Here is a 24,053-nt window from a genome sequence, read left to right as displayed (position 1 = left end):
GACCACCCGCGCCGGGCGGCCCGTTTCGACACGGCAGACGCTACGGAGGGGGCGGCGGCCCAAGTAGCCACCCGTTCGGGGGGCTTGCCCGGGCCGCGGCGGCGCGGTTGGCTGGCACGCGCCGCCGCTCACCGGCTCACGGCACGCCGAGACCGTCCTCGCGCACCCGGCACGCGAGGTCGATCTTGGTGTACGCGGGCCGGCCCGCCTGCCGGTACTTGGCCTTGACCCGGTCCAGGTAGTCCTTGGCGGTGTTCGGCGTGATGCCCGCGCGCCGGGCGGCGGCCTTGAGCGTCAGGCCCGACGCGTAGTCCCGCAGGACCTGCAACTCGCGCGGCGACAACCGGGGCCGCTCGGGGCGCTCGTCGTGGGCACAGGCGAACGCCATCTCCGGCGAGACCGCGGTGCCCCCGGCCGCGACCTCCTCGATGGCCGCGACCAGCGCCGGCAGGTCGTTGTCCTTGGTGACGTAGCCGTCCGCGCCCGCCGCGACGGCGGCGACGATCCGGGCGCGGTCCGGCACCGTGCTGATGACCAGCACCCGGCACCCGGCGTCCGTCAGCGCCCGGATGTTCGCCTCAGGAGCCGAGCCGTCGCGCAGCAGCAGGTCGAGCAGCACCACGTCCGCAGGTTCGGCCGGACCGCCGAGCAACTCGGGGACGGTGGCGGCGGATCCGGTCAACCGCAGCCCCTCCCGCCCCGACAGCCACGTACGCATGCCGTCGCGCAGCATGCGGTCGTCGTCCACCACCGCCACCGTGGTGATCACCGCGGCCACCTCAGCTCAACCCGCACGCCCTCGCCCGGTGCGCTCTCCAGCGTCGCGAGGCCGCCGACCTCCGCGAGCCGCCCGTGCACCGAGCGCCGCAACCCCAGCCCGGGGACCACCCGGTCCGGCGCGAAGCCCGCGCCGCGGTCCACCACCGTGACGAGCACGCCGTCCCCGTCCCCGGTGGCCGTCAGGTACGCGCGGTTCGTCCCGGCGTGCCGGCGTACGTTGTTCAGCGCCTCGGTCACCGCGTCGGCGAGCGCGGCCGACACCTCCGGCGCGAGCTGCGGAATCGCGTGGTATTGCGCCGTCACCCGCAGGTTCAGCGACTCGGCCGAGCGCACCGCGTCCTCCAGCGCGGCGCCCAGCGGCAGCGCACGGCCCTCGCGCTCCGACGTGCGCTGGATCAGCCGCCGCAGGTACGCAGCCTCACGGGCGCACCGCTCCCGCACCTGGGGAGTCGTGGCGTCCACGCCCCCGGCGATCGCCGTCAGCGTGGCGAGCACGGTGTCGTGCAGGGCCCGGTGGTGGTCGAGCCGCTCGGCGTACCGCGCGCGCCTGGCCTCGGCCTGGAGCGCCCGCGCGTTGGCGGCGTCCAGCAGCCTGCCCTGACGGCTCAGGTACCACCAGAAGACCCAGGCCAGGACCGCCGAGGACACCAGGGAGATCAGGTGCCCGCCGATGACCACCGAAGCCGCTCCGGCGTACCGGTAGACCGTCAGGTGCGACACCGCCAGCAGCACCACGGCGCCCACCACCCACCATCCCGGCAGCGCGACGGCGGCGACGGCGCTGGAGGAGGTGCCCAGCAGCACCGGCCAGTCCCCGGGTGTCGACAGCGTGCTGCCTCCCCACGCGTATGTGGTGAACGGCGTCAGGCATCCGACGACGACCACGTCGAGCCACACCAGCGTGACGCTGAACTCCCGTCTGCGCACCGCCGTCCCGTACACCACCACGCTAAAGGCCAGGGCCGCGCCGAGCGCCAACCAGGCGGCAGGGCGGCCCTGTTGATGCTGCAGGACGCTGAACAGGCCCACCACGAGGTGGCTCGCCCGGTACATCACGGTGGCCAGGATCATGAAGGAGCGCGCCCTGTCGACCCCCGTCGCCGCCCTCACCACGCCACTCCCGTGCCCACACGAACCTCCCCGCACAAGGACGCGGCCGTGCCCTCGGCGCCTCCCCAGGGCGGAACACGGCCGCTCACGACGTGGCGCATGATAGTTCGCGGCGCTCGTGTTCCCCAGACGAATCCCGAACGGTCCGACGTGCGGCGGACGGGAAAGCCCGGTGCGGAAGAAGGCGGGTGACGGTGCGTCAGGTCAGGGTCGGGGAGGGGAGACGGGGTAGCAGGTGGACGTGCTCCCAGGGGCCGCCTCGAGGCACACCTTCAGGGGCGTGTGGCCGGAGGAGACCGCCACCATGTCGGTGTAGACGAACTGGTCCGTCGCCCGGGCGTCCTTCACGGTGACGCTCTGCGCCGGCCGGCCGGCGGAGGAGAGGCTGAGCGTCGCGCCGACGCGCGTGTGCCACATCCTGGCCCAGGCCGCCCGGCACAGCGGGTTGTAGCGGACCTCCAGCCCGGCCCCGCCCACCGCCAGGGTGTGCAGGAGCGTCTGCGGCTCCACTCCGCACAGAGTCACTCCGGGATCGCGCCCGTCGCACCCCGTCCCGGTGCAGCCAACGTGGAAGCCGGAAGTGCGAAGCGGCGCCTTCGGCCGGTCGAGCGCACCCCACTCGTGCACCGCTCCGGCGGTCAGGACGACACACGCCGTGGCGATCGCGGTCAGCGTGACGGCCAGCCTATGGCGTCGGGGGCGCGGCCGCGGGGGGCCCTCGGAGGCGCCTTCGGCCAACGTGGGCGCTGGAGCGGCGGGTTGGCCGGTCGCGGTCGGGTCCGCGTCGGCGCGCCGGGCGGGCGCCGGCTGCTGTGCCGTCACCGGGGGAGACGCGGCGGCTTGCGGATGAGGGCCCTTCGGGGAGTGCGGTGCGACCGCGGCACGTCGGCTCCACGCGCTCTCGGCCAGTTCCCACGTCGCCCGCAGGCGCGATTCGGGTTCGTCCGCGAGACGGCACAGCGTCGCGACCGCGTGCCACGGGGGCAGCGCGGACCCGTTGAGGTAGCGGTGCCACGACGACTTGCTGTAGGCGGACTCCGCCGCGAGCCTGGCGAGCGACAGCTTGGCCCGTTCCCGCAGAGTGCGCAGCTCGGTCGCCAGCCGGAGGCACTCGGGAGGCGTCGTGCTCATCCCCGCAGCGCCGCCCACGTCCGCGGACCCACCTGACCGTCCACGTCCAGGTGGTACTGCTTCTGCGCCCGGATCACCGCGCTCTCCGTCAACGGCCCGAAGGAACCGTCGATTCCGCCGGGCGTGATGCCCGCGCGTTGCAGGAGGCACTGCAACTCGGCGACGGCGGGGCCGGTCATGTCGACCTCCAGCTGCTGGGTGCTGGTCGTGCTGTTCCCCGCGTACCACGATCCGTTCTTGCGGGTGTAGGTGCAGGCGTAGGCGACCGGCTTGGGAACGGCCGCCGCCGCGTGCGCGGTCGTGCTGTCCGACGCTGCCCGGCCCGGCTCGACGGCGAGCAGCGTCACGCCGGCGCCGACCGCGGCGGACACGACCACGATCAGGGCCTGCCGCCAGAATCCGGGCTTCCGCCCGGTGCGGTGTGGTTCGGGCGGTTCGTGCGTGCCGTCGTCGTCGGACGCGGGGACGGGCACCGGCGCGGCGCCCGTGGCGTGGGCCCCGGCCTCGTGATCCGGACCTCCCGCCTCCGCCGTTTCCGTCTCCTCGGCCTCCGCCGTGCCCCCGGCCCCCGCCGCGTCGGCCTGCCGCGCCGACCCCTCCGTGGAGTCACGCTGCCACGCCTCGGCGGCGACCCGGTGGAGGGCGAGCAGGCGCTCCGTGTCCGCCTTGGTGGCGCGGGCCGCGGCGTCCACCGCCGCGCGTGGCGCGAGCGCGCGGCCGCCGAGGTACCGTTCCCATGACGACGCGCTGTAGCCGGTCCGCGAGGCGAACTGCGCCAGGCTCAGGCCGCTTTGGTCCTTCAGTCTCCGCAGCTCGCTGACCAGCTGGACGACCAGCGGGTCGAGCTGTGCGGGCAGCGCTCTCCAGCGTGCCACTCCTTGGCCCCCAAGTTCCCCCCACGCGGGCGCGGCATGCGTCCCTGCGGTCGGCAAGGAGACTACCGGCCCGGCGGCATTTTTGTGAGCCGGGAGCCGGACCGCGATGCCACGGAACCCGAAAGTGCGTACGTTTCGCAGGGGGTGGGGAGGAGGCGGATCGGCGGTGTCGAGTTCACACCTGTCACACGCCGCGGCCCGAAGTGGACGTCACCCGGCCAGGTGAGCGGAACGAAGGGCCCCACGAAACGATGCGTAGGCTGGCCGGGGCGCCGGCCGGCCGGGGCGGTGTGGTGGGCTGAGGAGAGGGTGGAAAGGTGACGGACGACGCGATGGCGCCGCGGCTCGGTGACGGCATCCGGCGCAGACGCAGGGCCCTGGACCTCACGTTGGCGGAGGTGGCACGCCGGGCCGCCCTGTCCGTGCCCTTCCTCAGCCAGGTGGAGAACGGCCGCGCGCGTCCGAGCATGCGATCCCTCCAGTCGATCGCCGACGCGCTCGGCACCACCGCGGTGCAGCTGCTGGCCGCCGCGCAGGAGGTGCGGAGCGTCGACGTGGTGCGCGCCGACGACGACCCGGGCCTCACCGGAACCGGCGAGGCCCGGGTGCGTCCGCTGGTGCGCGGCCACCACGCCCTGCACGCACTGGAGTTCAGCGGGCCACACGATACGGACCGCGTCTTCGAGCACCGCAACGACGAGATCCTCTATGTGGCCGACGGCGCGGTGGAAGTGCGGGCGGAAGGTGCCGCGCACCGGCTGGGGCGGGGCGACACCCTGTACGTGGCGGGCGGAGTGCCGCACAGCTGGAGGGCGTTGGAGGCCGGTACCCGCCTGCTGCTGGTCGCCATCGGTGACCACGTGGAGGTCGCCGCCGACCCCCACCGCTGACCCGGCGCTGCCCGGGGGCACGGCACGGGCGGGAGGGGCCGCCCGCAAGCAGCCCTCCTCGCTCACGCCTGTGAAGTCACCGGCTCCTGCGGCTCCGCGACCGCGTACCCCGGTACGGACGGCCAGCGTACGGTCAGCACGACCGACTCCTCCTCCGCGACCCAGGAGTGGTCCACCCCGCGTCCCCAGACGACGTAGTCGCCCTGACGGGACAACAGCACGCTGCGGCCGGGCAGTTCGACGCGGAAGCGGCCGCTGATCAGGACCAGGAGTGCGGTGCGGCGCTCGCCCCGCACCCATTCGGCCCTCGTGTCGCCGGGCGGGTGGATGCCCCACTTGATCTCGACCGCCTCGCTGTGCCGGGGGTCGCCCGCCTCCTTGAAGTGCCCCAGCAGCCAGCCCCGGTCCAGTGGCGCGTCCACGCCCGCGTTCCCCACGTACACGCTGTCGTCGTCCATGCGCAAGGACGCTAACACCCGTGATCGGGAAGGGCCGGGGCGGCTCCGCCGGGCGGCACGCCGATCCGGCGGGCAGACCCTAGTCCGAGATGTCCACGTGCATGTTGAACGTCCGGCCGGCGATCTTCACGAGCAGGTTCCCCTGGACACCACGGACCGCCATCGTGGCGCCCACGGTGCCCTTGCCCGCCTTCTTCTTGTCCTGCGGTGCGAAGCTGTGGAAGTTGGTGAACACACCGTCGCCGGTGGCGTACTCGCCCGCCACGTCCCAGTCCCTGCGCAACTGGGCGTACTTGGCGTTCGTCATCGCCTTCGACAGGCCGAGGTTGACCCGCTGGCCTCCCACGTACGCGTCGGCGCACTGCTGGAGGATGTCCGGCACCAGCGTCTTCGAGAGCTCCCCGGCCTGCTCCACCAGCGAGAGCAGGCCGTCCTCGTCGCCGTCCAGCGTCTTCTTGCGCTTGGCCCTGGCGGCCTCGGTGAGCAGTTCCACCTGGTCCGCGTCGATGGCGCGGTACGCCTCGTCGTACCCGTACTTGCGATCACACGCGATGCGGACGGTGGTGGCCCACCGTTCGTCACCTATCCACTCGCGGTCGAACCTGCTCGCCTCGCAGTAGGCCGTCAGGTCCTCCTCGGCCTCCGCCGCGTCCTTGGCGTACGTCCCCTTGGGCATGGTTCCCCCTCGTCCCGAGCCGCCGTGCCGCGCGGTCGCGGACGGCGGGCTCCACCGTCCCATCCGGGATGGCGCGTGTCAGCCGTTTCCATGTATTCCGTACGTGTGGGACAGATGAGGCTTCCGCCTCGAAACGGACGCCCCTCTTCAGTGCCAAGGAATCGTCAAGGCGGCGATGTCGCGCATAGAGGAAGCGTCAAGAGGCGGCGGAGTGCCCGGTAGGTGAGGTGGAATGGCGGGACGGAAGGGCCTGGGGCCGGGCATCAGGGCAGGGCGCCGGAAAGTGGGGTCCCGGCCCCGGGCCCTTCCATCGCGCGACGGAAGGACGCCGGGGCCCGGCAGTCGTCCTCTGACGGGTCAGCCGGTGCCGGTGACGCTCTCGGCCTCGATCACGTGGACGATCCCGCTCCTGGTCGCGTCAACCACACCACGCGTACGGCTTGCCCGGGCACCGTGCCCTTCTCCGGCCGCCTCCCCCGGCCGGCTTCCCCGATGCCGCGGGCCCGGAACGCCATCCGGGTGAACGTCCCCGGCGAGGCCCTCGTCGGGCCACCGCTGCTTGGATATTCGGGTGATCGCGCCTAACGTCCTGAAAGGTGATCACCTGGGACCGGTCCACGCGGCGCGAGGCGGGCTCCGGACGTGAACGGCCGGGGACGGGGTGGTTCTCCCTGTGGTCCCCGGTGGCCGTCATCGTCGTCGGCACCGTGCTCGACGCCGTCACCCCGCCGCCGTACCAGTTCCAGCGCTTCCTGTCCGCCGCCCCCGCCCTCGCGGCGGTCGTGTGGCCGGTGTCGGGGACCCTGGCGATCGGCGGATGCGCCGTCGTCGCGGAGATCGGCCTCGCGCTGGCGAAGGGAACGCTCGGCACCGCACCGCGGCTGTTCACCCTCGCGGTGACCGCCATTGTCACGTTGGCGGCCGCGTACGGCTGCGCGGCGCGGCTGCGCAACGAACGACTGGTCGCGGAACTCACGGCGGTGGCCGACGCGGCGCAGAGCGTGGTGCTGCGGCGCATCCCGGAACGTCTCGGGAGGGTCGAGATCGCCACCCTCTACGTCGCCGCGGCCGCGCAGGCCCGGGTCGGCGGCGACTTCTACGAGGTACTGCACACGCCGTACGGCGTCAGGGCGCTGATCGGTGACGTGCGGGGCAAAGGGCTGCGTGCCATGGGTGCCGCCGCGACGCTGACCGCGTCGTTCCGCGAGGCCGCCTACGACGCGCCCGACCTCGTGGAGCTGGCGGGACGGCTGGAGACCAGCGCCGTGCGGTACTCGGGCCTGCAACCGGACCCGGACGACGCCGAGCGGTTCGCCACAGCCCTGCTGGTGGAGGTCGCCGACGACGAGCCGGTGGCCCGCCTGGTCAGTTGCGGTCACCCCGAGGCGCTGCTGTTGCGCGACGGCCAGGTGCGCGTGCTGGAACCCACCCTGCCCTCACCGCCCCTGCTCCTCGGCGCGGTCGCGGGCATCGGCTACCACGTCGACACCACCGAACTGCGCGCCGGTGACCAGCTGTTGCTCTACACCGACGGAGTGAGCGAGACGCGGGACCGGTCCGGCGACTTCTACCCCCTGCCCGATCGAGCCCGGTCCTGGACGGCGGTCCCCCCGGGACGCGTCCTGGCGCGGCTCCACGAGGACCTGATCCGCTACAGCGCGACCGGGCTGGACGACGACGTGGCGGCGGTGGCGATCCGCGCCTTCGACCCGCGCACTCAAGCGCCCCCCGGCGACCGGTCGCCGCGGGAAGCGGGCGTACCGGGCTGACGACGGGACGGCGGCGCGGGCCGAGGACACGCCACCGCGGCGGACGGGGGCTCCACAGCGTCGAGGGAGCGCCACACATCGGCCGGTTCGCCACACCCCGGGGTTCACCGCGCGGGGCGATACTCCGGGCATGGACTGCTGCTCCCCCTCCCGCCGGCAGGCCCTGCTGTGGGCCGGTCTCGCCGCCGCGCCGCTCGCCCTCGCCGACGCCGCCCCGGCCGCAGCGGCCGCCCCGGCCGACCTGCTGGTCACCGACCTCGACGTGGTGACCGTCACCGACACCTCCATCACCCTGACCTGGTACACCGGATCACGGACCGCCGTGGACCGGTACGGCGCCCCCGCGCCCGTGGCCACCGACACCGAGGTGCTGCTCGGCGACCCCGGCAATCCGGCGACCATGAAGACGGTCTGCCACGACACGTCCGCCACCGCCTACCACTACGCGGAAGTGGGCGGCCTGGAACCGGGCCGTACCTATGCCTTCATCGCGCGGTCCGCGGGGCAGGCCGCCCAGCAGTCGAGCCTCCAGTTCCCCGGAAGCGCGGGCTCGCTGGACGCGCCGGGCGTCTTCACGACGCTCGTCCCGCCACCCGGTCGCCACCTGTTCACCCTCGCGCTCTCCAACGACCTCCATGTCGGTGAGCAGACCAGCGGCATCATCACCGGCAACTGGCCGCCGTCCTTCCAGCAGGACCCGGGCCTGCCGGCGTACCCCGAGGTCATGCTGGACGCCATGCTGTCCGACCTGCGCGCCGCCGACCGCGGGGCCGACGTCCTGCTGGTCGCCGGTGACCTGACCTCGGAGGCCGAGCCCCGGGACGTCGGCCGGGTACGGCAACTCCTCGACGGGTGGGGGAAACTGGGGAGCGACTACTTCGTGGCGCGCGGCAACCACGACCGCCCCCACACCGGCGCCGACTACGCGGGCTGCACTCCGGTGGCCGGCGCGCCCGACCACCACGACTGCTGGGGCGACGTCTTCCCGTACCGCAGACAGACCCTGACGTCACATCAGGTCGGCGGACTGCGCGTCATCGGTCTCGACACCACGACTCTCGACGCGGCCGGTGGCACGCTGGAGGCCGGTCAACTCGCGGACCTGAGGCGCCTGCTGCGCGACGAACCGGACCGCCCCACTCTGGTGTTCGGTCACCACCCGGTCACCTACGAGTCGGCGGTCACGACGGCGGCAGGGCCCTCCTTCGACCTGGACGCACCCAGCGCCCGCGCTCTGGAAGCCCTCTACCGGCAGACCTCCGGCGTCTTCTTCCACCACAGCGGTCACACCCACCGCAACAAACGCACCACCATGGAGGGCAGCGACGCCGTGGAGTTCCTGGAGGTCGCCGCCACCAAGGAGTACCCCGGCGGCTACACCCTGCTGAAGGTGTACAGCGGCGGGTACCAGGTCACGTTCCACAAGACCCGCTCCGACCTGGCCCGCCGCTGGAGCCAGCGCACCCGCGCCGAGTACTTCGGCGTCTGGCCGCACTACACCCTGGGCACGATCGGCGACCGCAACCACACCGTGGTCCGCGACCTGTCCGGCCTCACCGCGCTGTGAGCGTCGTCAGGCGTTGGGCAGGACGTGGACCTTCGTGCCCGGGCCCGTCCCCTTGCGCACCGCCTCGACGGCGTCGCCGAAACCCTCCAACGGGAACTGACCGCCCAGCAGCGGCGTGGTGTCGATCGCACCGGACGCGATCAACTCCACCGCGTCACCGTAGCTGTTGAGCACCGCCATCGATCCGACGACCTTGATCTCGTCGTTGTAGATGCGGAAGGGGGACAGCGAGACACGGGCCGCGGCGTCCGCCACGCCGAAGACCAGCAGGGTGCCGCCGCGGCGCAGCGCGTCGAACGCGCCCTCGATGGCGGCCGGGACACCGGTGGCGTCCACGGCGACGTCGAACCGCGCACCGAGTTCCGCGACGTCGGTGGCGGTCCGGGAGAGCCCCATGGTCTCAGCGAGCCGCAGTCGCGCGTCACTGCGGTCGACCACGGCGACCTCACCCGCCCCGGCGTGGCGCAGGAGCTGGCCGATGAGCAGCCCCATGGTGCCGGCGCCGACGACCAGCACCTTGCGGCCGAGTACGGAACCGAGCTGGTGGACGCCGTGCACCGCGCACGACAGCGGCTCGATCATCGCGGCCTGCCGCGGGTCCAGCGCCTCCGGGATGCGGTAGGCGTTGGCGGCGGGCACGGCGACGTACTGCGCGAAGGCGCCGTTGACGGTGTCACCGGTGGCGTTCCAGTCGCCGCACAGGTTGCCGCGCCCGACCCGGCAGTACTCGCAGCGGCCGCAGTACAGCGACGGGTCGACGGCGACCCGTGTCCCCTCGGCGAGGTCCCGTACGCCGTCGCCCACCGCGACCACCGTTCCGGCGAACTCGTGGCCGGGAATGATCGGGTACGGGGTGGGCGGGAACTCGCCGTCCAGGATGTGCAGATCGGTGCCGCAGACGCCGCACGCGGCGACCTCGACGACGACTTCACCGGCCCCCGGCGCCGGGTCCGGCGCGGTGCCGACGCGGACGTGCCCGGGCTTGTCGATGATGACGGCTCGCATGGTGTTCCTTCGTTTCGTTCGGGGTCGGGCTGAATGGGACAGAGCTGTGGGACAACTTTCCTTACGGAGCAGTCGAATTGATGTCGCGTCATCTTCGAAAGTCCACGAAGGTGCGCTCCCTCGCGACCGCCGCCGTCCGCACCTCGGCTCGCGTCGGCGGGTTCGCTCCGGCGCGTTCGCAGGTCAGTGCCGCGACCAGTCCCGCTTCGTCGAGCAGGTCGGCCAGCAGATCCGGGCGCAGTGTGTCGAGGGCTCCGCCGTCACGCGCTCCCAGCATTCCGGCCCGGTGCAGTCCGGCGAGCAGTCCCGCGGTGAAGGCGTCGCCCGCGCCCACGGTGTCGGCCACCTCCACACGCACCGCCGGGCGGCGGATCAGCCTGTCGTCGGGGCCGACGGCCAGGCAGCCGGTGCCGCCGAGGGTGACGACCACCAGGGCCGGCCCCAGCGCGCGCCACCGCATCGCCACGTCGGCCGGGTCCGTGCCGGGCAGGAGCCAGGCGAGGTCCTCCTCGGAGACCTTCACGACGTCGGCCAACGCCACCTGCCGTTCCACCCGGCGGAGCGCCGCCGCCGGACCGGAGTCGAACCCGGGCCGGATGTTGGGGTCGAGGCTGATCGTCGCCGTGCCCCAGTCGCGGACCGCGCGCAGCCAGTCGGTGAGCACCGAGGCACCGGGTTCGACGGTGAGCGCCAGCGAACCGGTGTGGACGGCGACGACACCGGGCGGCGGGGTCCGCGGCAGCTCACCGGGCTGCCACTGCCAGTCCGCGGTGCCCTCGTAGCGGAAGTCGTAGCTGGCCACGCCGTGCGGATCGGTGGACACCACGGCCAGCGTGGTCGGCTGCGTCGCGTCCACGGCCCGGTGAAGGCCGACTGCGTTGTCCTCCAGGTGGGTCCGCAGCAGGGTGCCGAAACCGTCGGCGGACAGCCTGGCCAGCAGTTCGGCGGGCACGTCGAGACGGGAGAGCCCGACCGCGACGTTGGCGGGACTGCCGCCGGGGAGCGCCCGGAAGGTCCCGGGTTCCTGCTCGACGAGGTCCACCAGCGCCTCCCCGCACACCGCGACGCTTCCCCGGCCCGGGCTCGTCCCCTCAGCCATGCGGCAGCACCACCGGCTTGACGACGGCCGGGTCGGTCCTGGCCGCGGTCAGGGCGCGTGCGGTGTCGTCCAGCGCGTACGTGCCGGTGACCAGCGCGTCCAGGTCGACGCGTCCCGCCGCGGCCAGCGCGACGGCGGCGGGGTAGGTGTTGGCGTAGCGGAAGGTGCCGGTGAGGGTGATCTCGCGGTTCTGGACGACCTGGGTGGGAATCGGCATGCGGCTGTCCGGCCCCATGCCGACGAGCACCGCCGTTCCGCCCGGACGCAGACCGAGGATGCCCGCCTCGACCGCGGCCGGTGCGCCGGAGCACTCCAGCAGCACGTCGGCGGGCGGTTCGCGGCGTGGCACGCCCTCCTCGGCGTCGTAGGCCCCGTCGGCGCCGAGCCGCAGGGCCGCCGCGAGCCGGGAGGGGTTGACGTCGGTGACGACGACGCGGGCGGCTCCGGCGATCCGGGCGGCCTGGACGGCGAGCAGCCCCACCGGTCCCGCGCCGGTCACCAGGACCCGGTCGCCCGGACGCACGTCGCCGCGGCGTACCGCCCACAACGCCACGGACAGCGGCTCCAGCAACGAGCCCGCCGTGTCGCTCACGTGGTCCGGGAGGGCGTGGGCGAAGTCCTCGTGCACGGTGACGTGGTGGGCGAATGCGCCGTCGACCGGGGGAGTGGCGAAGAACGCCACGTCGGCACAGAGGTTGTAGCGGCCCGTGCGGCACCGCGCGCACCGTCCGCACGGCACACCCGGTTCGACCGCGACCCGCCCTCCCACCGCGTGCCGGTGCGCCTCGGCGCCGACGGCCTCCACGGTGCCCATGGCCTCGTGGCCGAGCACCAGGGGCCGTTCCACCACGAAGTCGCCGATCCTGCCGTGCTCGTAGTAGTGCACGTCCGATCCGCACACTCCGACCGCCGCCACCCGCACCAGCACCTCGTGCGGTCCCGGCACCGGGACCGGCCGGTCCTCCACCCTCAGGTCACGCGGGCCGTAGAGCACCGCCGCGCGGTTGTCCACTCTCTCTCCGTTCCGTTCTCGCCGGGCCTGAACGCCGTCACCGCGCGTTCGGGCTCACTTCACCGCGCCCATCGACAGACCGCGCACCAGCTGCTTCTGGGCCAGCCACCCGGCCAGCAGCACCGGAAGGCAGGCGAGTGTGGCGGCTGCCGCGAGCTTCGCCCAGTACAGGCCCTCGCTCGACATGAACCCCACCAGGAAGATGGGCATCGTCCCGGCCCGCACCGAGGTGAGGTTCAGGGCGAGGAAGAACTCGTTCCAGGAGAAGATGACACAGATCAGCGCTGTGGCCGCGATGCCGGGCGCCACGATGGGCAGCAGGATCCGGGTGATCTCCTGACGCAGCGTCACTCCGTCGACGCGGGCGGCCTCCAGCACCTCACCCGGTACCTCCAGGAAGAACGACCGCATCATCCACACCGCGATCGGCAGGTTCATCGCCGTGTAGAGCACCATCAGCGTCCACACGCTGTCCAGCGCCCCGAGGTCGCGGACCGCGAGGTAGACCGGGATGATCGCGGCGACACCCGGGAGCATCTTGGTGGAGATGAAGAAGAACAGCACGTCCCGGGTCTTGCGCACCGGCCTGATGGACAGCGCGTACGCGGCCGGGATGCCGAGCACCAGCACCAGCACGGTCGAAAGGACCGTCGCCGTCGCGGAGTTGGCCAGGTACGGGCCGATGCCCGCGTCGAAGACCGCCCGGAACTGGGCGAGCGTCGGCCGGAAGACCAGGTGCGGGGTCGTGGTGTAGGCGGCGGACTCCTGCTTGAAGGCGGTCAGTGCCATCCACAGCACCGGGAAGAAGAAGACCAGCGCGGCGACCCACGCCCCGGCGGTCCAGGAGACCTGGCCGATCAGGCGGCGACGCGAGCCCGCCCGCCGTGGGCGCGGCCGGGAGCGGACGGGGGCCTCGGCCGAACGGGTCCCAGCGGTCGGCGTGGCGGATGCCATCAGTCGTTCCCTTCGCTCGCGGAGAACACGGTGAACAGCGTGCGCAGGGCGACTGTTGCGACCAGGATGGTTCCGGCCACCGTCACCACGCCGAGCGCCGACGCCTGACCGACGTCGAAGCCGAGGAAGGCGCGCTGGTAGAGGTAGTACGGCAGGTTGGTGGTCGCGGTGCCCGGGCCGCCCTGGGTCGTCATGTAGATCACGTCGAAGGTGTTCACCAGGTAGATCGCGCCCAGCAGCACACCGAGTTCGATGTAGGACCGCAGGTGCGGCAGGGTGATCGCGCGGAACGTGGTCCACGGGCCGGCGCCGTCCACCCTGGCCGCCTCCAGCACGTCGTAGGACTGGCTCTGGAGCCCCGCGAGCACGATGAGCATCATGAACGGCGTCCACTGCCACACCAGCACGGTCACCACCGAGGACATGGGGAACCGGCTGACGAAGTCGACCGGCGCGAAGCCCAGTTCGCGCAGCAGGTAGTTGACGACGCCGTAGACCGGGTCGAGCATCGTGGTCTTCCACAGCAGTCCGGCGACCGTGGGCATGATGAGGAACGGCGCGATCAGCAGGGTGCGCACGATGCCACGGCCGGGGAACCTGCGGTCGAGCAGCACCGCCAGACCGATGCCCAGCACCATCGAGATCACCACGGCCAGCAGGGTCAGTTCGATCTCGGTGACGAGCGCGTCGCGGAACGCGCTGTCGGTGAAGACCCCCGCGTAGTTGGACAGCCCCACCCAGTGCCGCGAGCCGGGGCGCACCAGGTTCCACGACTCGAAGGAGAAGGCGATGGTGAAGAGGAACGGGATCTGGGTCACCAGGATCATCAGCACCAGGGCGGGGGAGAGCGGCAACCTGCGCCGCCAGCCCTCCCTGCGGGCCGAGGTGTCGGTGGCGGGTCCGGGCCGCATCCGACCGGACCGGGGTGGGGCGAGTGTCGCCATGTCGCTTCCCATCGTGAGGTGATGCCGGACCGGTCAGTGCTTGCGGTAGGTGTCGCCGACGGTCTGGGCGTACTGCTGTGCCTGTGCCAAAGCCGCGTCGGCGGACTGCTGGCCGGCCACCGCCGCGGTGATCTGCTGGCTGAACCGGGTACCGAGGTCCTCGAACTCGGGGATGTCGAGGAACTGCACGCCGGTGTACGGCACCGGCTGCACCGTGGGGTGCCCCGGGTCGGCGCTGCTGATGGCCTCCAGCGTCGGCTTGGCGAACGCCGCGGCGGCCTTCTCGTACTGCGGCAGCCGGTAGGTGGAGGTACGGCTGCCGGGCGGGACGCGGGACCAGCCGAGCTTGCTTCCGACCAGCTTGATGTACTCCTTGGAGGTCGCCCAGGACATGAACTGCCAGGCGGCCTGCTGGTGCGCGCTGGTCTTCGGGATGCCCAGCGACCAGGAGTACAGCCAGCCGGACGAAGGCGTCTTGTCGACCGGTGCCTGCACGTACCCGATCTTTCCCACGACCTTGCTGCTGGTGGGGTCCTCCAGGGAGCCGGCCGCCGACGTGGCGTCGTACCACATGGCCGCGGTGCCCTGGGCCATGTCGGTGCCGCACTCGGTGAACCCCGCGGTGGCCGCGCCCGGTTCGCCGTCGCGGTGCAGCAGGTCCACGTAGAAGTTCACCGCCTTCCTCACCTGCGGCGAGTCCAACTGGGCGTTCCACCGCGGGTCGTACCAGCGGCCGCCGAAGGTGTTGACGACGGTGTCCAGCGGCGCCAGGTTCTCGCCCCAGCCCGGGTCGCCGCGCAGGCAGATGCCGGCCAGGTCGTGCCTGGGGTCGTCGAGCTTGTCGGCGATGGCGGCGACCTGGGCCCAGGTGGGGTGCTCGGGCATCGTGAGGTGGTGCGCGGCGAGCAGGTCCTTGCGGTACATCAGGAACGACGACTCGCCGTAGAACGGTACGGAGTACAGGTCGCCCCGGTAGGAGAGCGAGTCCTTGACGGGCTTGATGAAGTCCCCCGGGTCGTAGCCCGGCGTGTCGTCGGCGTACGGCTGGAGGTCGGCCAGCCAGCCGTTCTTCGCCCACATCGGCGTCTCGTAGTTGCTGATCATCACCACGTCGAACTCGTTGCTCCCGGTGGCAACCGACTCGGTGATCTTCTGCCTGGCCTCGTTCTCCGGCAGCGTCACGTACTTGACGTGGACGTCCGGGTGGGTGCGGGTGAAGTACGAGGTGAGCGTCTCGACGTCCTGCATCTGCGGGTTGGCGACGATGGCCACCGTGATCGTCGTGCCCGGACCCGATCCGCTCGACTCTCCCGCCCCCGCGCAGCCGGAGGCCGTGAGCAGGGTCGCGGCGGCCAGCGCGCAGGCGGCCAGCGTGCGGCGCCGGCCTCGTCGGATACGCATCTGTGCTGTCCCCTCGCCGAGTACGGGTGATGCCGCCCGCGCACGGCGTCCAACGGGCGTGCCGAGAGCGGGACATGACGACGCGCAAACGGTTGCGCCGTGAAGTGGCAGTGACTGTAGGTGTGCGCAACCGGTTGCGCAAGGGGTTGCGCTAGGATTCGGCGCGGCTGAGAGTGAGGGTGGGACGCCCCGGCGACCCGGGAGGGAACGAGCCCGAGGGGCCGAACGGGCGGCGGTCCGCGGGCCGGAGGGGAACCAAAGGGGAGACATGGCGACCATGCACGAGGTGGCACGTCGGGCAGGGGTGTCGGTGACCACCGTCTCGCACGTGGTCAACAACACCCGCCCGGTCAGCGACCAGGCCCGAGCGGCGGTCGAGGCGGCGATCCGGGAGACCGGCTACGTGCCGAACGCCGTCGCCCGCTCGCTCGCCACCGCCAGCACCCGCTCCATCGGCCTGGCCGTCTCCGCGTTGACCAACCCCTACCTCGGCGAACTCGCCTCCGCCATCGAGTCGACGGCCGCCGCCGCGGGATACACCGTGCTGCTCGCCGACACCCACGACGACGCCGACCAGGAGGAGCGGGTGCTGCGGGCGCTGCGCAACCGGCGGGTCGACGGCATCCTGCTTGCCACCTCCATGGACGCGGGACGCCTGCGCGCCTGCCTGGCCGCCGCACCGCAGCCCGCGCCCCCCGTGGTGTTCATCGACCGGCTGGCCTGCCCCGGTTTCGACCAGATCGGCGTGGAGAACGAACGCGCGACCGCCGGCCTCGTCGCCCACCTCGTCGAGCGCGGCCACCGCCGTATCGGCATGGTCGTCGGCCGGGAGGGCATCACCACCAGCGCGGAACGCCTCGCCGGGTACCGCCGGGGCCTGACGGAGCACGGCATCGCACACGACGGCGCGCTGGAGGTCCACGGCGCCTCGGACGCCGAGCCCGCGCGTTCCGCGGTGCTGCGACTCCTCGACCTGCCCGCTCCGCCGACCGCGCTCATCAGCGGAAACAACCACATGACCGTCGGCGTGCTGCGCGGCCTGCGCGACCGGGGGGTGTCGGTGCCGGACGACATGGCGGTCGTCGCCTTCGACGACGTCGAGTGGGGAGACCTGCTGCCCGCGCCCCTGACCGCGGTCGCCCAACCCTGGCAGCGGCTGGGCCGCGAGGCGACCCGGATGCTCCTGGACCGCATGAGCGGCGACACCACCCCTCCCCGGTCGGTCCGCCTCACCCCGACCCTGGTCCACCGCAGGTCCTGCGGCTGCGCCGAGGCCTGAGCGGCGGGGCGTCACCAGCCGGACGGGGACGCCCGGCAGTCATACCCCGGCCGCCCGGGGGTAGTCGACGCAACGGAGGGGGCCGAACTCGCTGTCGCAACCGGGAGAAGCCGTGGTCGACGACTCGTCGCTGAGGGCCGTGGGATGGACACGTTCGCTGCCGATGAGCTGCGGGGTGAAAGCGGCCAGGGACTGGACACGCGGGCACCTGGAGACACTCGGCTGGTCGCGCAGCGCGCCGGAGACCGTCGAGGCGGTCCTGCTCACCGTCTCGGAGCTGGTCACCAACGCGCACGTTCACGCCCACAGCACCGCGCAACTGGTGCTGACCTGGGACAGCGAGTGCCTGCACGTGACCGTGCACGACTCCAGCGCACGCCTGCCCCAGCCCCGGAACCCGGACGGTGACGCGCTCGGCGGCCGCGGCATGCTGCTGGTCGACGCGCTCGCCGACGAATGGCAGAGCCATCCGTGCCGTAACGGCAAGGACGTCACCGCCTGCTTCCGGCCCCCGGACGCCGCACCACCCGGGCCACCGGACGAGGCCGCCTGACCGGAGCCCGACCACGGGCCCAGACCGCCGGGCCCCGGGTCGCGGTGGACGCCGCACCCAGGGCCTCGGCGGCGGCCGGAGCGCCGGGACGGCCGGTCAGGAGACTTCGAGCACGATCTTTCCGCGCGTCCGCCCCTCCTGACTACGGCGGAACGCCTCGGCGGCCTCGGCGAGCGGGAAGGACGCGTCGACGTGCACGGTCAGCTTCCCGGCGTCGGCCAGCGAGCCCAGTACCGCCAGGCCCTCCGCGTCCGGACGCACCCACACCATGTGGCCGCCCTTCGCCGTGACCTCGCCGTCGGCGATGGAGGCGACCCGGGACGGATCCTTGAGCAGTTCCTGCGAGACGTCCACGACGCCACCGCCGACGAAGTCCAGCGCCACGTCGATGCCGTCCGGTGCCACCGCCCGCACGCGGTCCGCGAGCCCCTCCCCGTAGGTGACCGGCTCGGCACCCAGGGAACGCAGGAAGTCGTGGTTGCGCTCGCTCGCGGTTCCGATGACGCGGACGCCCTCGGCCACCAGGATCTGGACGGCGAACGAGCCGACGCCACCGGCCGCGGCGTGCACCAGTGCCGTCTCACCGGGCCGGGTGCCGACCCGGCGGATCGCCTGATAGGCCGTCAGGCCTGCGAGCGGAAGTCCTGCGGCCTGCTGCCAGTCGAGCGCCGCGGGCTTGCGGGCGAGCGTGCGCACCGGCGCGGAGACCAACTCGGCGTACGTGCCGTGCTGGACCTCGTCCTTGCGGACGTAGCCGATGACCTCGTCGCCGACCGCGAACTCCGTGGCATCGGCGCCGACGGCTTCGACCACACCGGCCACGTCCCAGCCCGGAATGAGCGGGAAGTGCGCGTTCATGATCGGGTCGAGGTATCCGGCGACGATCTTCCAGTCCACCGGATTCACCCCGGCCGCCTTGACCCGGACCAGGACCGAGTCAGGGCCGACCTTCGGATCGGGCAGGTCCCCGTACTCCAGGACTTCCGGGCCACCGTAGCTGTTCGTACTGATTGCCTTCATGCTCCACCCCAACACGGGAACCGGCGGGACGCATTCCGCACTGTGTCGGGGTTCACCCGCCCGTACCATCAGGCGAAGCCGGAAGGCGGCCTAGGCACCGGCGGTGTGCGCCGGAAGCACCGAGCCCTGAGGCGTCACACCCGGCGGGGCGCTCGCCGGTCGTCGGTCACCGGCCCTGCGCCTCTTGCTCCAGGAGGCCCTTGAGGGTGGCGAGTTCGGTGTCGACCAGGCTCACCTGCTGGTCGAAGTAGGCGTCGCTGAACGCGGGCGGCTGGAAGAACGTCATCATGAACTCGGTGCCCGTGCCGTTGGCCACGACGCGCGCGGGGACCTCCCAGGACGCCTGCTCCTCGACGTAGTCGTGGTCGAGCAGGCCGAGTTCCGCGTTGGCGCGCAGGCGCAGCCGTGCGGGGCCGTGCGGGGTGGTCATCAGCCACCAGCCGGGGTCGTCGGTGGGCTCGATCGCCTTGACGTTGACCACGGCCCACGTGGGCCAGTTCGCCGGGTCGGCGAGGAAGGCGAAGACCTCGGCGACGGGACGCCGGATGCTGACCGTCTTCGTGATCGAACGGGCGGTGGCGTGAGTGGTGCTCATGAGGATTCCTCTTTCGGTGGTTCGGAGTCGCGTCTCGGTGGTGCGGAGCCCAGATCGCCTACCAGGCGGCGGATCCATTCCTCCAGCTGGAGACGCTGGGCCGGTTCGAGGTGGCGGAAGAAGTGCGCGTCGTTGCGGTCGGCGATCGCCGCCAGGCGCGGCACCAGCTCGCGGCCCGCGTCGGTGAGGGTGAGGCGCAGGGCCCGCCGGGACTCCGGGTGGGGCTCGCGCGCCATCAGTCCCTTGGCGACGAGCCGGTCGACCAGACGGGAGACCGCGCCGACGTCGATGTCGATGAACCGCGCGACCTCGCGGGTGGTGGTGGCGTCACCCCGGTGGACCGTGACGAGCACGCTCCACTGGGAGACGGTCACGTCGTGCTCGGCGAGCTGTCGCTCGAAGCGTCCGTGGACCTCGTCCGACAGCCGTCGCAGCCAGTAGCCGAGGTGGTCGCGCAGTCCGCTGGTCTGTGTCGTCACTCTTCCTATATTAATGTCGCGACAACTGTTGTCAAGGCAACAGATGGGAACGGTGGATCGGCGACGGCCTGAAGGGGAACGACTCTCCGACGCGGCCAGGTTGCCGCGCACCGAGCGCCGGCGAGGCCGGGGCAGCCCTGACGGGGTCGCACGGGAGAGGGGCCGGGGCGCCCGGATACGCTCTCGCCTGACGTACTCGGCCCGCCCGCGCGAACGGCACCTCGCACCCAAGGAGTGACATGTCCGTCTTCGACACCGAGATCGACGCCCTCACCGGCGGCTCCGCCGACCTCGGCCAGTACCGGGGCACCGCCGTCCTCATCGTCAACGTCGCCTCCCGGTGCGGTCTGACCCCGCAGTACGCGGCGCTGGAGAAGCTGCAACAGCATTACGGGAAGCGCGGGTTCACCGTCCTGGGCGTGCCGTGCAATCAGTTCATGGGCCAGGAGCCCGGCACTCCCGAGGAGATCGCCACCTTCTGCTCCGCCACCTACGGCACCACCTTCCCGATGACGCAGAAGACCGATGTGCTCGGCGACGGCCAACACCCGCTCTACGCCGGGCTCGTCGGTACCGCCGACGCCGAGGGCTACACCGGTGACATCCGCTGGAACTTCGAGAAGTTCCTCATCTCACCCGACGGCACCGTCGCCGCGCGCTTCGCGCCCCAGACCGAGCCCGACGCGCCCGAGGTCACCGCGGCGATCGAGGCGGTCCTGCCGAACTGACGCCCCTCGGGGCGGCGCCGCGACGCGGCCCGTCAGCGGTCGCCGGCGCGTAGCCCCGCGAGGAACGCGGCGCCGTTCGGCGTGCCGACGCCGGTCATCGTGTCGTAGCCCTTGGCGGTCACCTGCCCGGTGTAGGCACGTTCCTGCGAGTCGAACACGTCGAGTCCCACGGACCCGTCGCCCGTGAGGTAGGCGCCGCGGTCCTCTTGCGGCGTCGAGGCGGTGGCCGGCAGGGCGTCGTGCAACGCGGAGGTCCCGGACAGGCGGTAGAGCAGCGGGTCGATGAACCCGAAGGGGGTCGTGCGGCCCTGCTGGGCGTCGGCGACGAGACCGGCGATCAGCGGGGTCGCCAGACTGGTCCCCGCGTTCGGCATGGTCCGGTACGGGCCCGGCTTCCCGTTGCTCGTGGACTCGGTGTAGCCGGTCAGCATTCCGGTGTCGGGGTCGCCGTCCGCGGCGATGTCGGGCACCGTGCGCCCGGAGACGACACGGTTGCCGACCTTCACCCGGGACATCGACGCGGGCACGACGCCCTTCTGGTAGGAGGGCTGACCGTAGACGGCGCTGGTGCCCCCGCCGCCTCCGCTGACGCCCGCGTCACTCCACTTGCCGCTCTCCAGCGCGCCGTAGTCGTCGGACCACCCCGTCTCGAACACCCGGTTGCCCGACTTCCCGATACCGAGGCTGGTACCGCCGACGGCCACCGCGTACGGGTCGGAGCCGGTCACCGTCAGACCGGGTGTGTCACCGGAGGCGAAGTACATGCCGACGCCCTCGGCGGCGGCCCGCACGTCCATCGCGTGCACCGTCCCGGCCGGGACGTCGCCCAGCGGGATCTGCCACGAGTTGGACACGATGGACGCGCCGGGGCGGCCGCCGTTCCCGTTCAGCACGGCGAGGGAGGCGTTCAGCAGCGCCTGGTCCTCGTCGCAGCCCTGCCCGACCACCATCACCTGGTCGGCGTCGGGGGCCATCGCGTAGACCGCCTCCGAGTCCATCTCCGCCTCGTCGTCGACGGCCGGCGACTGCGCCGCGCGGCGCGAGGCGGACGCGGCCGACGCCGCTGCGCAGGCCGTGCCCGACCGCACCTGCTTGAACTGCGAGGGCTTCGGCGCCGGAAGGTGATTGGCCTTCGCGAAGTCCGTGAGGGTCTGGAACATCGCGGTCGGCGCCTCGTCCTCGGTCAGGGCGACGGTCTGGCCCTTGCCGGTGTCCTTCGACGTCGCGCCGTAGGCCACGCGCATCTGGTCGGCGGAGTAGCCGCAGACCGGCAGTGCCGCCCTGGTCAGTCCCTGGTAGGCCGGGTGGAACGTCTGGACGTGCTGCCCCCAGTACGCGGAGCACGTCGGCGCCTTCGACGTCTTCGACCGACGTGGGCCGGACGCCACCGGAGCGGCGGCGCGGGGCACGGCAGGCGGCAGGTCGCTCAGCCCGGTCACGCCCAGCACGTCGGAGGCGAGCGAGGACGGGACGGACACCGCGCGGTCGTTGGACCGCGCCATGGTCGCCTTCCCGTTCGGGCCCGTGACCCGGTACTGGCCGATCCGCACCCGGAAAACGGACTGCACCTTCGCCACCGGTCCGGTCGCCGCGACGTAGTCGCGACCGCTGTCGGCGTGCACCTGCGTCAGCCCGCTGGACTCCAGCCACCGCGTCACCGCGGCGGCGCGCGCGGCGGAGGGCCCGAACCTCGCGGTGTAGGCGTCCGGGCCGAGGTAGTGGCGGAACTCGGCAGTGCCAGGGGTGGCGACCGCGTCGGCGAAGGCGGCGGCACCCGCCATGTCCGGCGCCAGCCACACCTGCACGGTCAGCTGCTGCGACGCGGGCACGACTCCGATGCGGGAGGCGGTGAGCACCGCGGGGGAGACCGACTCCGGCAGGACGGTGGTCGGCGCCGCGTGCGCGCTGCCGGGCATCCCCAGCACCGAGCCGGCCGCCAACGTGGCCGCGCAGGCGGCCCGGACCGCCGCCCCACGACCGCGCCCGAGCGCCCGACTCCCCGCGGACTCCTGCGAAAACGTGCCTTCCACGTCCCAGCCCCCTCCCGAACGGCGACGGCGACGGCACGCCAGGCCGGTCGCCGTCCCCCCTCGCCCGTACGACGCGGGGTTCGGCACCGGGGGTTCCCGCGACGCCCACCTTTCACCGGATCGGAGGCGTGGTCCCGTCCATCAGACCGCCGAGCCAGGCCTCGACGTCGCCGGGGGAGCGTGGCAGCGCGGCCGAGAGCAGTTCGGCGCCGGAGGGGGTGATCACCAGGTCGTCCTCGATCCTGATGCCGATGCCGCGCAGTTCACGGGGGACCGTCAGGTCGTCCGGCTGGAAGTAGACGCCCGGTTCCACGGTGAGCACGTGCCCGGCTTCGAGAGTCGCGTCCAGATACGCTCCGGCACGGGCCTGGGCGCAGTCGTGCACGTCCATGCCGAGCATGTGGCCGCTGGCGCACAGCGTGTACCTGCGGTACCTCTCGTCGCGCGGGTCCAGCGCCTCGTCCAGGCCCGTCGTCACGATGCCCATGTCGATCAGGCCGCCGACGATCACGCGCATCGCCGCCAGGTGGAAGTCGCGGAACCTGGCTCCCGGCCTCAGCGCGGCGATGCCCGCGTCCTGCGCGGCGAACTCCAGCTCGTACAGATCGCGTTGCAGCGGCGTGAACGTGCCCGAGATCGGCAGGGTCCTGGTGATGTCGGCGGTGTAGAGGGTGTCGGTCTCGGCCCCCGCGTCCAGCAGCAGGAGTTCGCCGGGCCTGACAGGGCCGTCGTTGCGGGTCCAGTGCAGCGTGCACGCGTGCTCGCCGGCCGCAGCGATCGTCCCGTAGCCGACGCCGTTGCCCTCCAGGCGGGCCCGGTGACCGAAGACGCCCTCCACCCAGCGCTCGCCGCGCGGGTGCCGCGCCGCCTTTGCCAGGGACCTGGCCACGTCCTCGAAGCCGCGCACGGTGACGTCCACGGCCGTCCGCAGCTCGTCCACCTCCCACGGACTCTTGCGCAACCGCAACTCCGAGAGCGCGGCAAGCAGTTCGGTGTCCCGTGGTCCCCGTGGTCCCCGTGGCCCCGGCAGCAACTCGTCCACCGCGGCGTCCACGCCACGCAGCACGCGCGTGGGGACCGGTGGGCCGTCCAGCAGGCCCGGCAGCAGGCGGAGGTCGGCGACCGGCATCCGCAGCATCTGTTCGGCCTCGCTGAGAGCGGGACGCCGCCCTACCCAGAACTCGCCGTGGACACGGTCCCGGAAGGCCTCGCCGTCCCGCGCCGAACGCGGCCGCAGACAGAGTGTCGCGGCTCCGTCCGGCTCCATCACGAGCACACCCTCCGGTGTCCGGTCGCCGGTCAGGTACGTGTAGGCGGTGTGGGGGCGGAAGTCGTACGGCATGTCGTTGGACCTGATCTTCTCCCGTCCGGCGGGGATCACGATCCGTTCGCCGGGGAAGCGCTCGGCCAGCAGCGCGCGGCGGGTTGCCGTCCAGGCGCTCACCGCGAGCGCGCCGGTGTTTGGGAGCGGGCTCGGCTCCCACCCGGTACCCATGAACGCGGACAACGCCGACGAGACCGGGAGGTCGTGGCTGCCGGTGGCGTACGCCGCCGGATCCGGAACGCGGACGGCGCCTTCGTGGGAAGGGTTCACGTGGTGGCCTTTCTCCCTGGTCGTTCGGCTTCCGGCACCGCGGACGGTGCGGGCTCCCGGACGGCCCGGGCCACGCGGCGAGTCGTACCGCGGCGTGGCCCGGG

The 24,053-nt window shown here is 72.5% G+C and carries 23 protein-coding genes; 6 read left to right on the top strand and 17 right to left on the bottom strand.

Annotation, left to right across the window (positions count from 1 at the left end):
• Nucleotides 1-136: 136 nt before the first annotated feature.
• The 4 genes from CK485_RS06045 to CK485_RS06030 all read right to left on the bottom strand — a co-directional run bounded on the left by CK485_RS06045 (nucleotide 137) and on the right by CK485_RS06030 (nucleotide 3,896).
• Nucleotides 137-769 (bottom strand): response regulator transcription factor, encoded by a 633-nt coding sequence (locus tag CK485_RS06045; protein ID WP_241968168.1) that lies wholly within the window; start codon nucleotides 767-769, stop codon nucleotides 137-139.
• Nucleotides 766-1,851, bottom strand: a complete 1,086-nt coding sequence (locus CK485_RS06040) for an ATP-binding protein (RefSeq protein WP_146214488.1) — start codon at nucleotides 1,849-1,851, stop codon at nucleotides 766-768. The genes CK485_RS06045 and CK485_RS06040 overlap by 4 nt, the downstream gene beginning before the upstream one ends.
• Nucleotides 1,852-2,094: 243 nt before the next feature.
• Nucleotides 2,095-3,021, bottom strand: coding sequence for an XRE family transcriptional regulator (locus CK485_RS06035; protein ID WP_146214487.1), 927 nt, complete (start codon nucleotides 3,019-3,021; stop codon nucleotides 2,095-2,097).
• On the bottom strand, nucleotides 3,018-3,896 hold the full coding sequence (locus CK485_RS06030) for a peptidoglycan-binding protein (RefSeq protein WP_109447770.1): 879 nt from the start codon (nucleotides 3,894-3,896) through the stop codon (nucleotides 3,018-3,020). The genes CK485_RS06035 and CK485_RS06030 overlap by 4 nt, the downstream gene beginning before the upstream one ends.
• Nucleotides 3,897-4,228: 332 nt before the next feature.
• Between CK485_RS06030 and CK485_RS06025 the strand changes: the two genes are divergently transcribed.
• Nucleotides 4,229-4,786, top strand: coding sequence for a helix-turn-helix domain-containing protein (locus CK485_RS06025; RefSeq protein WP_109448456.1), 558 nt, complete (start codon nucleotides 4,229-4,231; stop codon nucleotides 4,784-4,786).
• Nucleotides 4,787-4,848: 62 nt separating this feature from the next.
• Here CK485_RS06025 and CK485_RS06020 read toward each other — a convergent pair whose 3' ends face one another.
• Both CK485_RS06020 and CK485_RS06015 read right to left on the bottom strand, forming a co-directional pair.
• Nucleotides 4,849-5,244, bottom strand: coding sequence for a signal peptidase I (locus CK485_RS06020; RefSeq protein WP_109447768.1), 396 nt, complete (start codon nucleotides 5,242-5,244; stop codon nucleotides 4,849-4,851).
• Nucleotides 5,245-5,323: 79 nt separating this feature from the next.
• Nucleotides 5,324-5,920 carry a hypothetical protein gene (locus CK485_RS06015; protein ID WP_109447766.1) on the bottom strand — a complete coding sequence of 199 codons (597 nt, stop codon included), beginning with the start codon at nucleotides 5,918-5,920 and terminating at the stop codon, nucleotides 5,324-5,326.
• Between the two features lie 596 nt (nucleotides 5,921-6,516).
• Here CK485_RS06015 and CK485_RS06010 point away from each other — a divergent pair.
• Nucleotides 6,517-7,689, top strand: a complete 1,173-nt coding sequence (locus tag CK485_RS06010; RefSeq protein WP_241968167.1) for a PP2C family protein-serine/threonine phosphatase — start codon at nucleotides 6,517-6,519, stop codon at nucleotides 7,687-7,689.
• Nucleotides 7,690-7,819: 130 nt separating this feature from the next.
• The gene (locus tag CK485_RS06005) at nucleotides 7,820-9,256 is read left to right on the top strand and encodes a metallophosphoesterase (protein ID WP_109447764.1); all 1,437 of its coding nucleotides are present in this window, start codon (nucleotides 7,820-7,822) and stop codon (nucleotides 9,254-9,256) included.
• 6 nt (nucleotides 9,257-9,262) lie between these two features.
• Here the strand turns inward: CK485_RS06005 and CK485_RS06000 are convergent, their stop codons facing one another.
• The 6 genes from CK485_RS06000 to CK485_RS05975 form a co-directional block, all read right to left on the bottom strand.
• Nucleotides 9,263-10,261, bottom strand: a complete 999-nt coding sequence (locus CK485_RS06000) for a zinc-dependent alcohol dehydrogenase family protein (RefSeq protein ID WP_109447762.1) — start codon at nucleotides 10,259-10,261, stop codon at nucleotides 9,263-9,265.
• Nucleotides 10,262-10,349: 88 nt separating this feature from the next.
• Nucleotides 10,350-11,360 carry a carbohydrate kinase gene (locus tag CK485_RS05995; protein WP_109447760.1) on the bottom strand — a complete coding sequence of 337 codons (1,011 nt, stop codon included), beginning with the start codon at nucleotides 11,358-11,360 and terminating at the stop codon, nucleotides 10,350-10,352.
• The gene (locus tag CK485_RS05990; protein ID WP_109447758.1) at nucleotides 11,353-12,372 is read right to left on the bottom strand and encodes an NAD(P)-dependent alcohol dehydrogenase; all 1,020 of its coding nucleotides are present in this window, start codon (nucleotides 12,370-12,372) and stop codon (nucleotides 11,353-11,355) included. Before CK485_RS05990 ends, CK485_RS05995 begins: the two co-directional genes overlap by 8 nt.
• 54 nt (nucleotides 12,373-12,426) lie before the next feature.
• On the bottom strand, nucleotides 12,427-13,326 hold the full coding sequence (locus CK485_RS05985; RefSeq protein WP_109447756.1) for a carbohydrate ABC transporter permease: 900 nt from the start codon (nucleotides 13,324-13,326) through the stop codon (nucleotides 12,427-12,429).
• A complete protein-coding gene (locus CK485_RS05980) occupies nucleotides 13,326-14,270 on the bottom strand; it encodes a sugar ABC transporter permease (protein WP_109447755.1) in 945 nt (314 codons plus the stop codon). Before CK485_RS05980 ends, CK485_RS05985 begins: the two co-directional genes overlap by 1 nt.
• 33 nt (nucleotides 14,271-14,303) lie before the next feature.
• Entirely contained in the window at nucleotides 14,304-15,671 is a 1,368-nt protein-coding gene (locus CK485_RS05975; protein ID WP_109447753.1) for a sugar ABC transporter substrate-binding protein, read from the bottom strand.
• A 268-nt stretch (nucleotides 15,672-15,939) separates the two neighbouring features.
• Here CK485_RS05975 and CK485_RS05970 point away from each other — a divergent pair, with 268 nt between their 5' ends.
• Both CK485_RS05970 and CK485_RS05965 read left to right on the top strand, forming a co-directional pair.
• Nucleotides 15,940-16,950, top strand: coding sequence for a LacI family DNA-binding transcriptional regulator (locus CK485_RS05970; protein ID WP_109447751.1), 1,011 nt, complete (start codon nucleotides 15,940-15,942; stop codon nucleotides 16,948-16,950).
• A 163-nt stretch (nucleotides 16,951-17,113) separates the two neighbouring features.
• Nucleotides 17,114-17,503, top strand: a complete 390-nt coding sequence (locus tag CK485_RS05965) for an ATP-binding protein (protein ID WP_109448452.1) — start codon at nucleotides 17,114-17,116, stop codon at nucleotides 17,501-17,503.
• 96 nt (nucleotides 17,504-17,599) lie between these two features.
• Here the strand turns inward: CK485_RS05965 and CK485_RS05960 are convergent, their stop codons facing one another.
• From CK485_RS05960 to CK485_RS05950, 3 genes are all read right to left on the bottom strand, one after another.
• Nucleotides 17,600-18,523 carry an NADP-dependent oxidoreductase gene (locus tag CK485_RS05960; protein WP_109447749.1) on the bottom strand — a complete coding sequence of 308 codons (924 nt, stop codon included), beginning with the start codon at nucleotides 18,521-18,523 and terminating at the stop codon, nucleotides 17,600-17,602.
• Between the two features lie 166 nt (nucleotides 18,524-18,689).
• A complete protein-coding gene (locus tag CK485_RS05955) occupies nucleotides 18,690-19,118 on the bottom strand; it encodes an SRPBCC family protein (protein ID WP_109447747.1) in 429 nt (142 codons plus the stop codon).
• On the bottom strand, nucleotides 19,115-19,597 hold the full coding sequence (locus CK485_RS05950) for a MarR family transcriptional regulator (protein ID WP_158288164.1): 483 nt from the start codon (nucleotides 19,595-19,597) through the stop codon (nucleotides 19,115-19,117). The genes CK485_RS05955 and CK485_RS05950 overlap by 4 nt, the downstream gene beginning before the upstream one ends.
• Before the next feature lie 239 nt (nucleotides 19,598-19,836).
• On the opposite strand from CK485_RS05950, the gene CK485_RS05945 reads away from it, so the two are divergent.
• Nucleotides 19,837-20,325, top strand: coding sequence for a glutathione peroxidase (locus CK485_RS05945; protein ID WP_109447743.1), 489 nt, complete (start codon nucleotides 19,837-19,839; stop codon nucleotides 20,323-20,325).
• Between the two features lie 32 nt (nucleotides 20,326-20,357).
• Here CK485_RS05945 and CK485_RS05940 read toward each other — a convergent pair whose 3' ends face one another.
• Nucleotides 20,358-22,355, bottom strand: coding sequence for a protease pro-enzyme activation domain-containing protein (locus CK485_RS05940; protein WP_241968166.1), 1,998 nt, complete (start codon nucleotides 22,353-22,355; stop codon nucleotides 20,358-20,360).
• A 112-nt stretch (nucleotides 22,356-22,467) separates the two neighbouring features.
• Complete coding sequence (locus tag CK485_RS05935; protein WP_241968165.1) at nucleotides 22,468-23,949, bottom strand: aminopeptidase P family protein; 1,482 nt, start codon at nucleotides 23,947-23,949, stop codon at nucleotides 22,468-22,470.
• Nucleotides 23,950-24,053: the final 104 nt, after the last annotated feature.

Origin of the sequence: Streptomyces sp. ICBB 8177 (genome assembly GCF_003144095.1) — a bacterium.
GTDB lineage: Bacteria > Actinomycetota > Actinomycetes > Streptomycetales > Streptomycetaceae > Streptantibioticus_D.
The sequence above is the reverse complement of the archived record's forward strand: the minus strand, read 5'-3'. Positions and strand labels throughout refer to the sequence as shown.

Coding starts and splice junctions, on each gene's coding strand:
- CK485_RS06000 (WP_109447762.1), bottom strand. CDS start 10,261: ATGCGAGCCGTCATCATCGACAAGCCCGGGCACGTCCGCGTCGGCACC.
- CK485_RS05970 (WP_109447751.1), top strand. CDS start 15,940: ATGGCGACCATGCACGAGGTGGCACGTCGGGCAGGGGTGTCGGTGACC.
- CK485_RS05960 (WP_109447749.1), bottom strand. CDS start 18,523: ATGAAGGCAATCAGTACGAACAGCTACGGTGGCCCGGAAGTCCTGGAG.
- CK485_RS05985 (WP_109447756.1), bottom strand. CDS start 13,326: ATGGCATCCGCCACGCCGACCGCTGGGACCCGTTCGGCCGAGGCCCCC.
- CK485_RS05945 (WP_109447743.1), top strand. CDS start 19,837: ATGTCCGTCTTCGACACCGAGATCGACGCCCTCACCGGCGGCTCCGCC.
- CK485_RS06005 (WP_109447764.1), top strand. CDS start 7,820: ATGGACTGCTGCTCCCCCTCCCGCCGGCAGGCCCTGCTGTGGGCCGGT.
- CK485_RS06040 (WP_146214488.1), bottom strand. CDS start 1,851: ATGATCCTGGCCACCGTGATGTACCGGGCGAGCCACCTCGTGGTGGGC.
- CK485_RS06020 (WP_109447768.1), bottom strand. CDS start 5,244: ATGGACGACGACAGCGTGTACGTGGGGAACGCGGGCGTGGACGCGCCA.
- CK485_RS06025 (WP_109448456.1), top strand. CDS start 4,229: ATGGCGCCGCGGCTCGGTGACGGCATCCGGCGCAGACGCAGGGCCCTG.
- CK485_RS05995 (WP_109447760.1), bottom strand. CDS start 11,360: ATGGCTGAGGGGACGAGCCCGGGCCGGGGAAGCGTCGCGGTGTGCGGG.
- CK485_RS05965 (WP_109448452.1), top strand. CDS start 17,114: ATGAGCTGCGGGGTGAAAGCGGCCAGGGACTGGACACGCGGGCACCTG.
- CK485_RS05980 (WP_109447755.1), bottom strand. CDS start 14,270: ATGGCGACACTCGCCCCACCCCGGTCCGGTCGGATGCGGCCCGGACCC.
- CK485_RS05975 (WP_109447753.1), bottom strand. CDS start 15,671: ATGCGTATCCGACGAGGCCGGCGCCGCACGCTGGCCGCCTGCGCGCTG.
- CK485_RS06015 (WP_109447766.1), bottom strand. CDS start 5,920: ATGCCCAAGGGGACGTACGCCAAGGACGCGGCGGAGGCCGAGGAGGAC.
- CK485_RS06035 (WP_146214487.1), bottom strand. CDS start 3,021: ATGAGCACGACGCCTCCCGAGTGCCTCCGGCTGGCGACCGAGCTGCGC.
- CK485_RS05955 (WP_109447747.1), bottom strand. CDS start 19,118: ATGAGCACCACTCACGCCACCGCCCGTTCGATCACGAAGACGGTCAGC.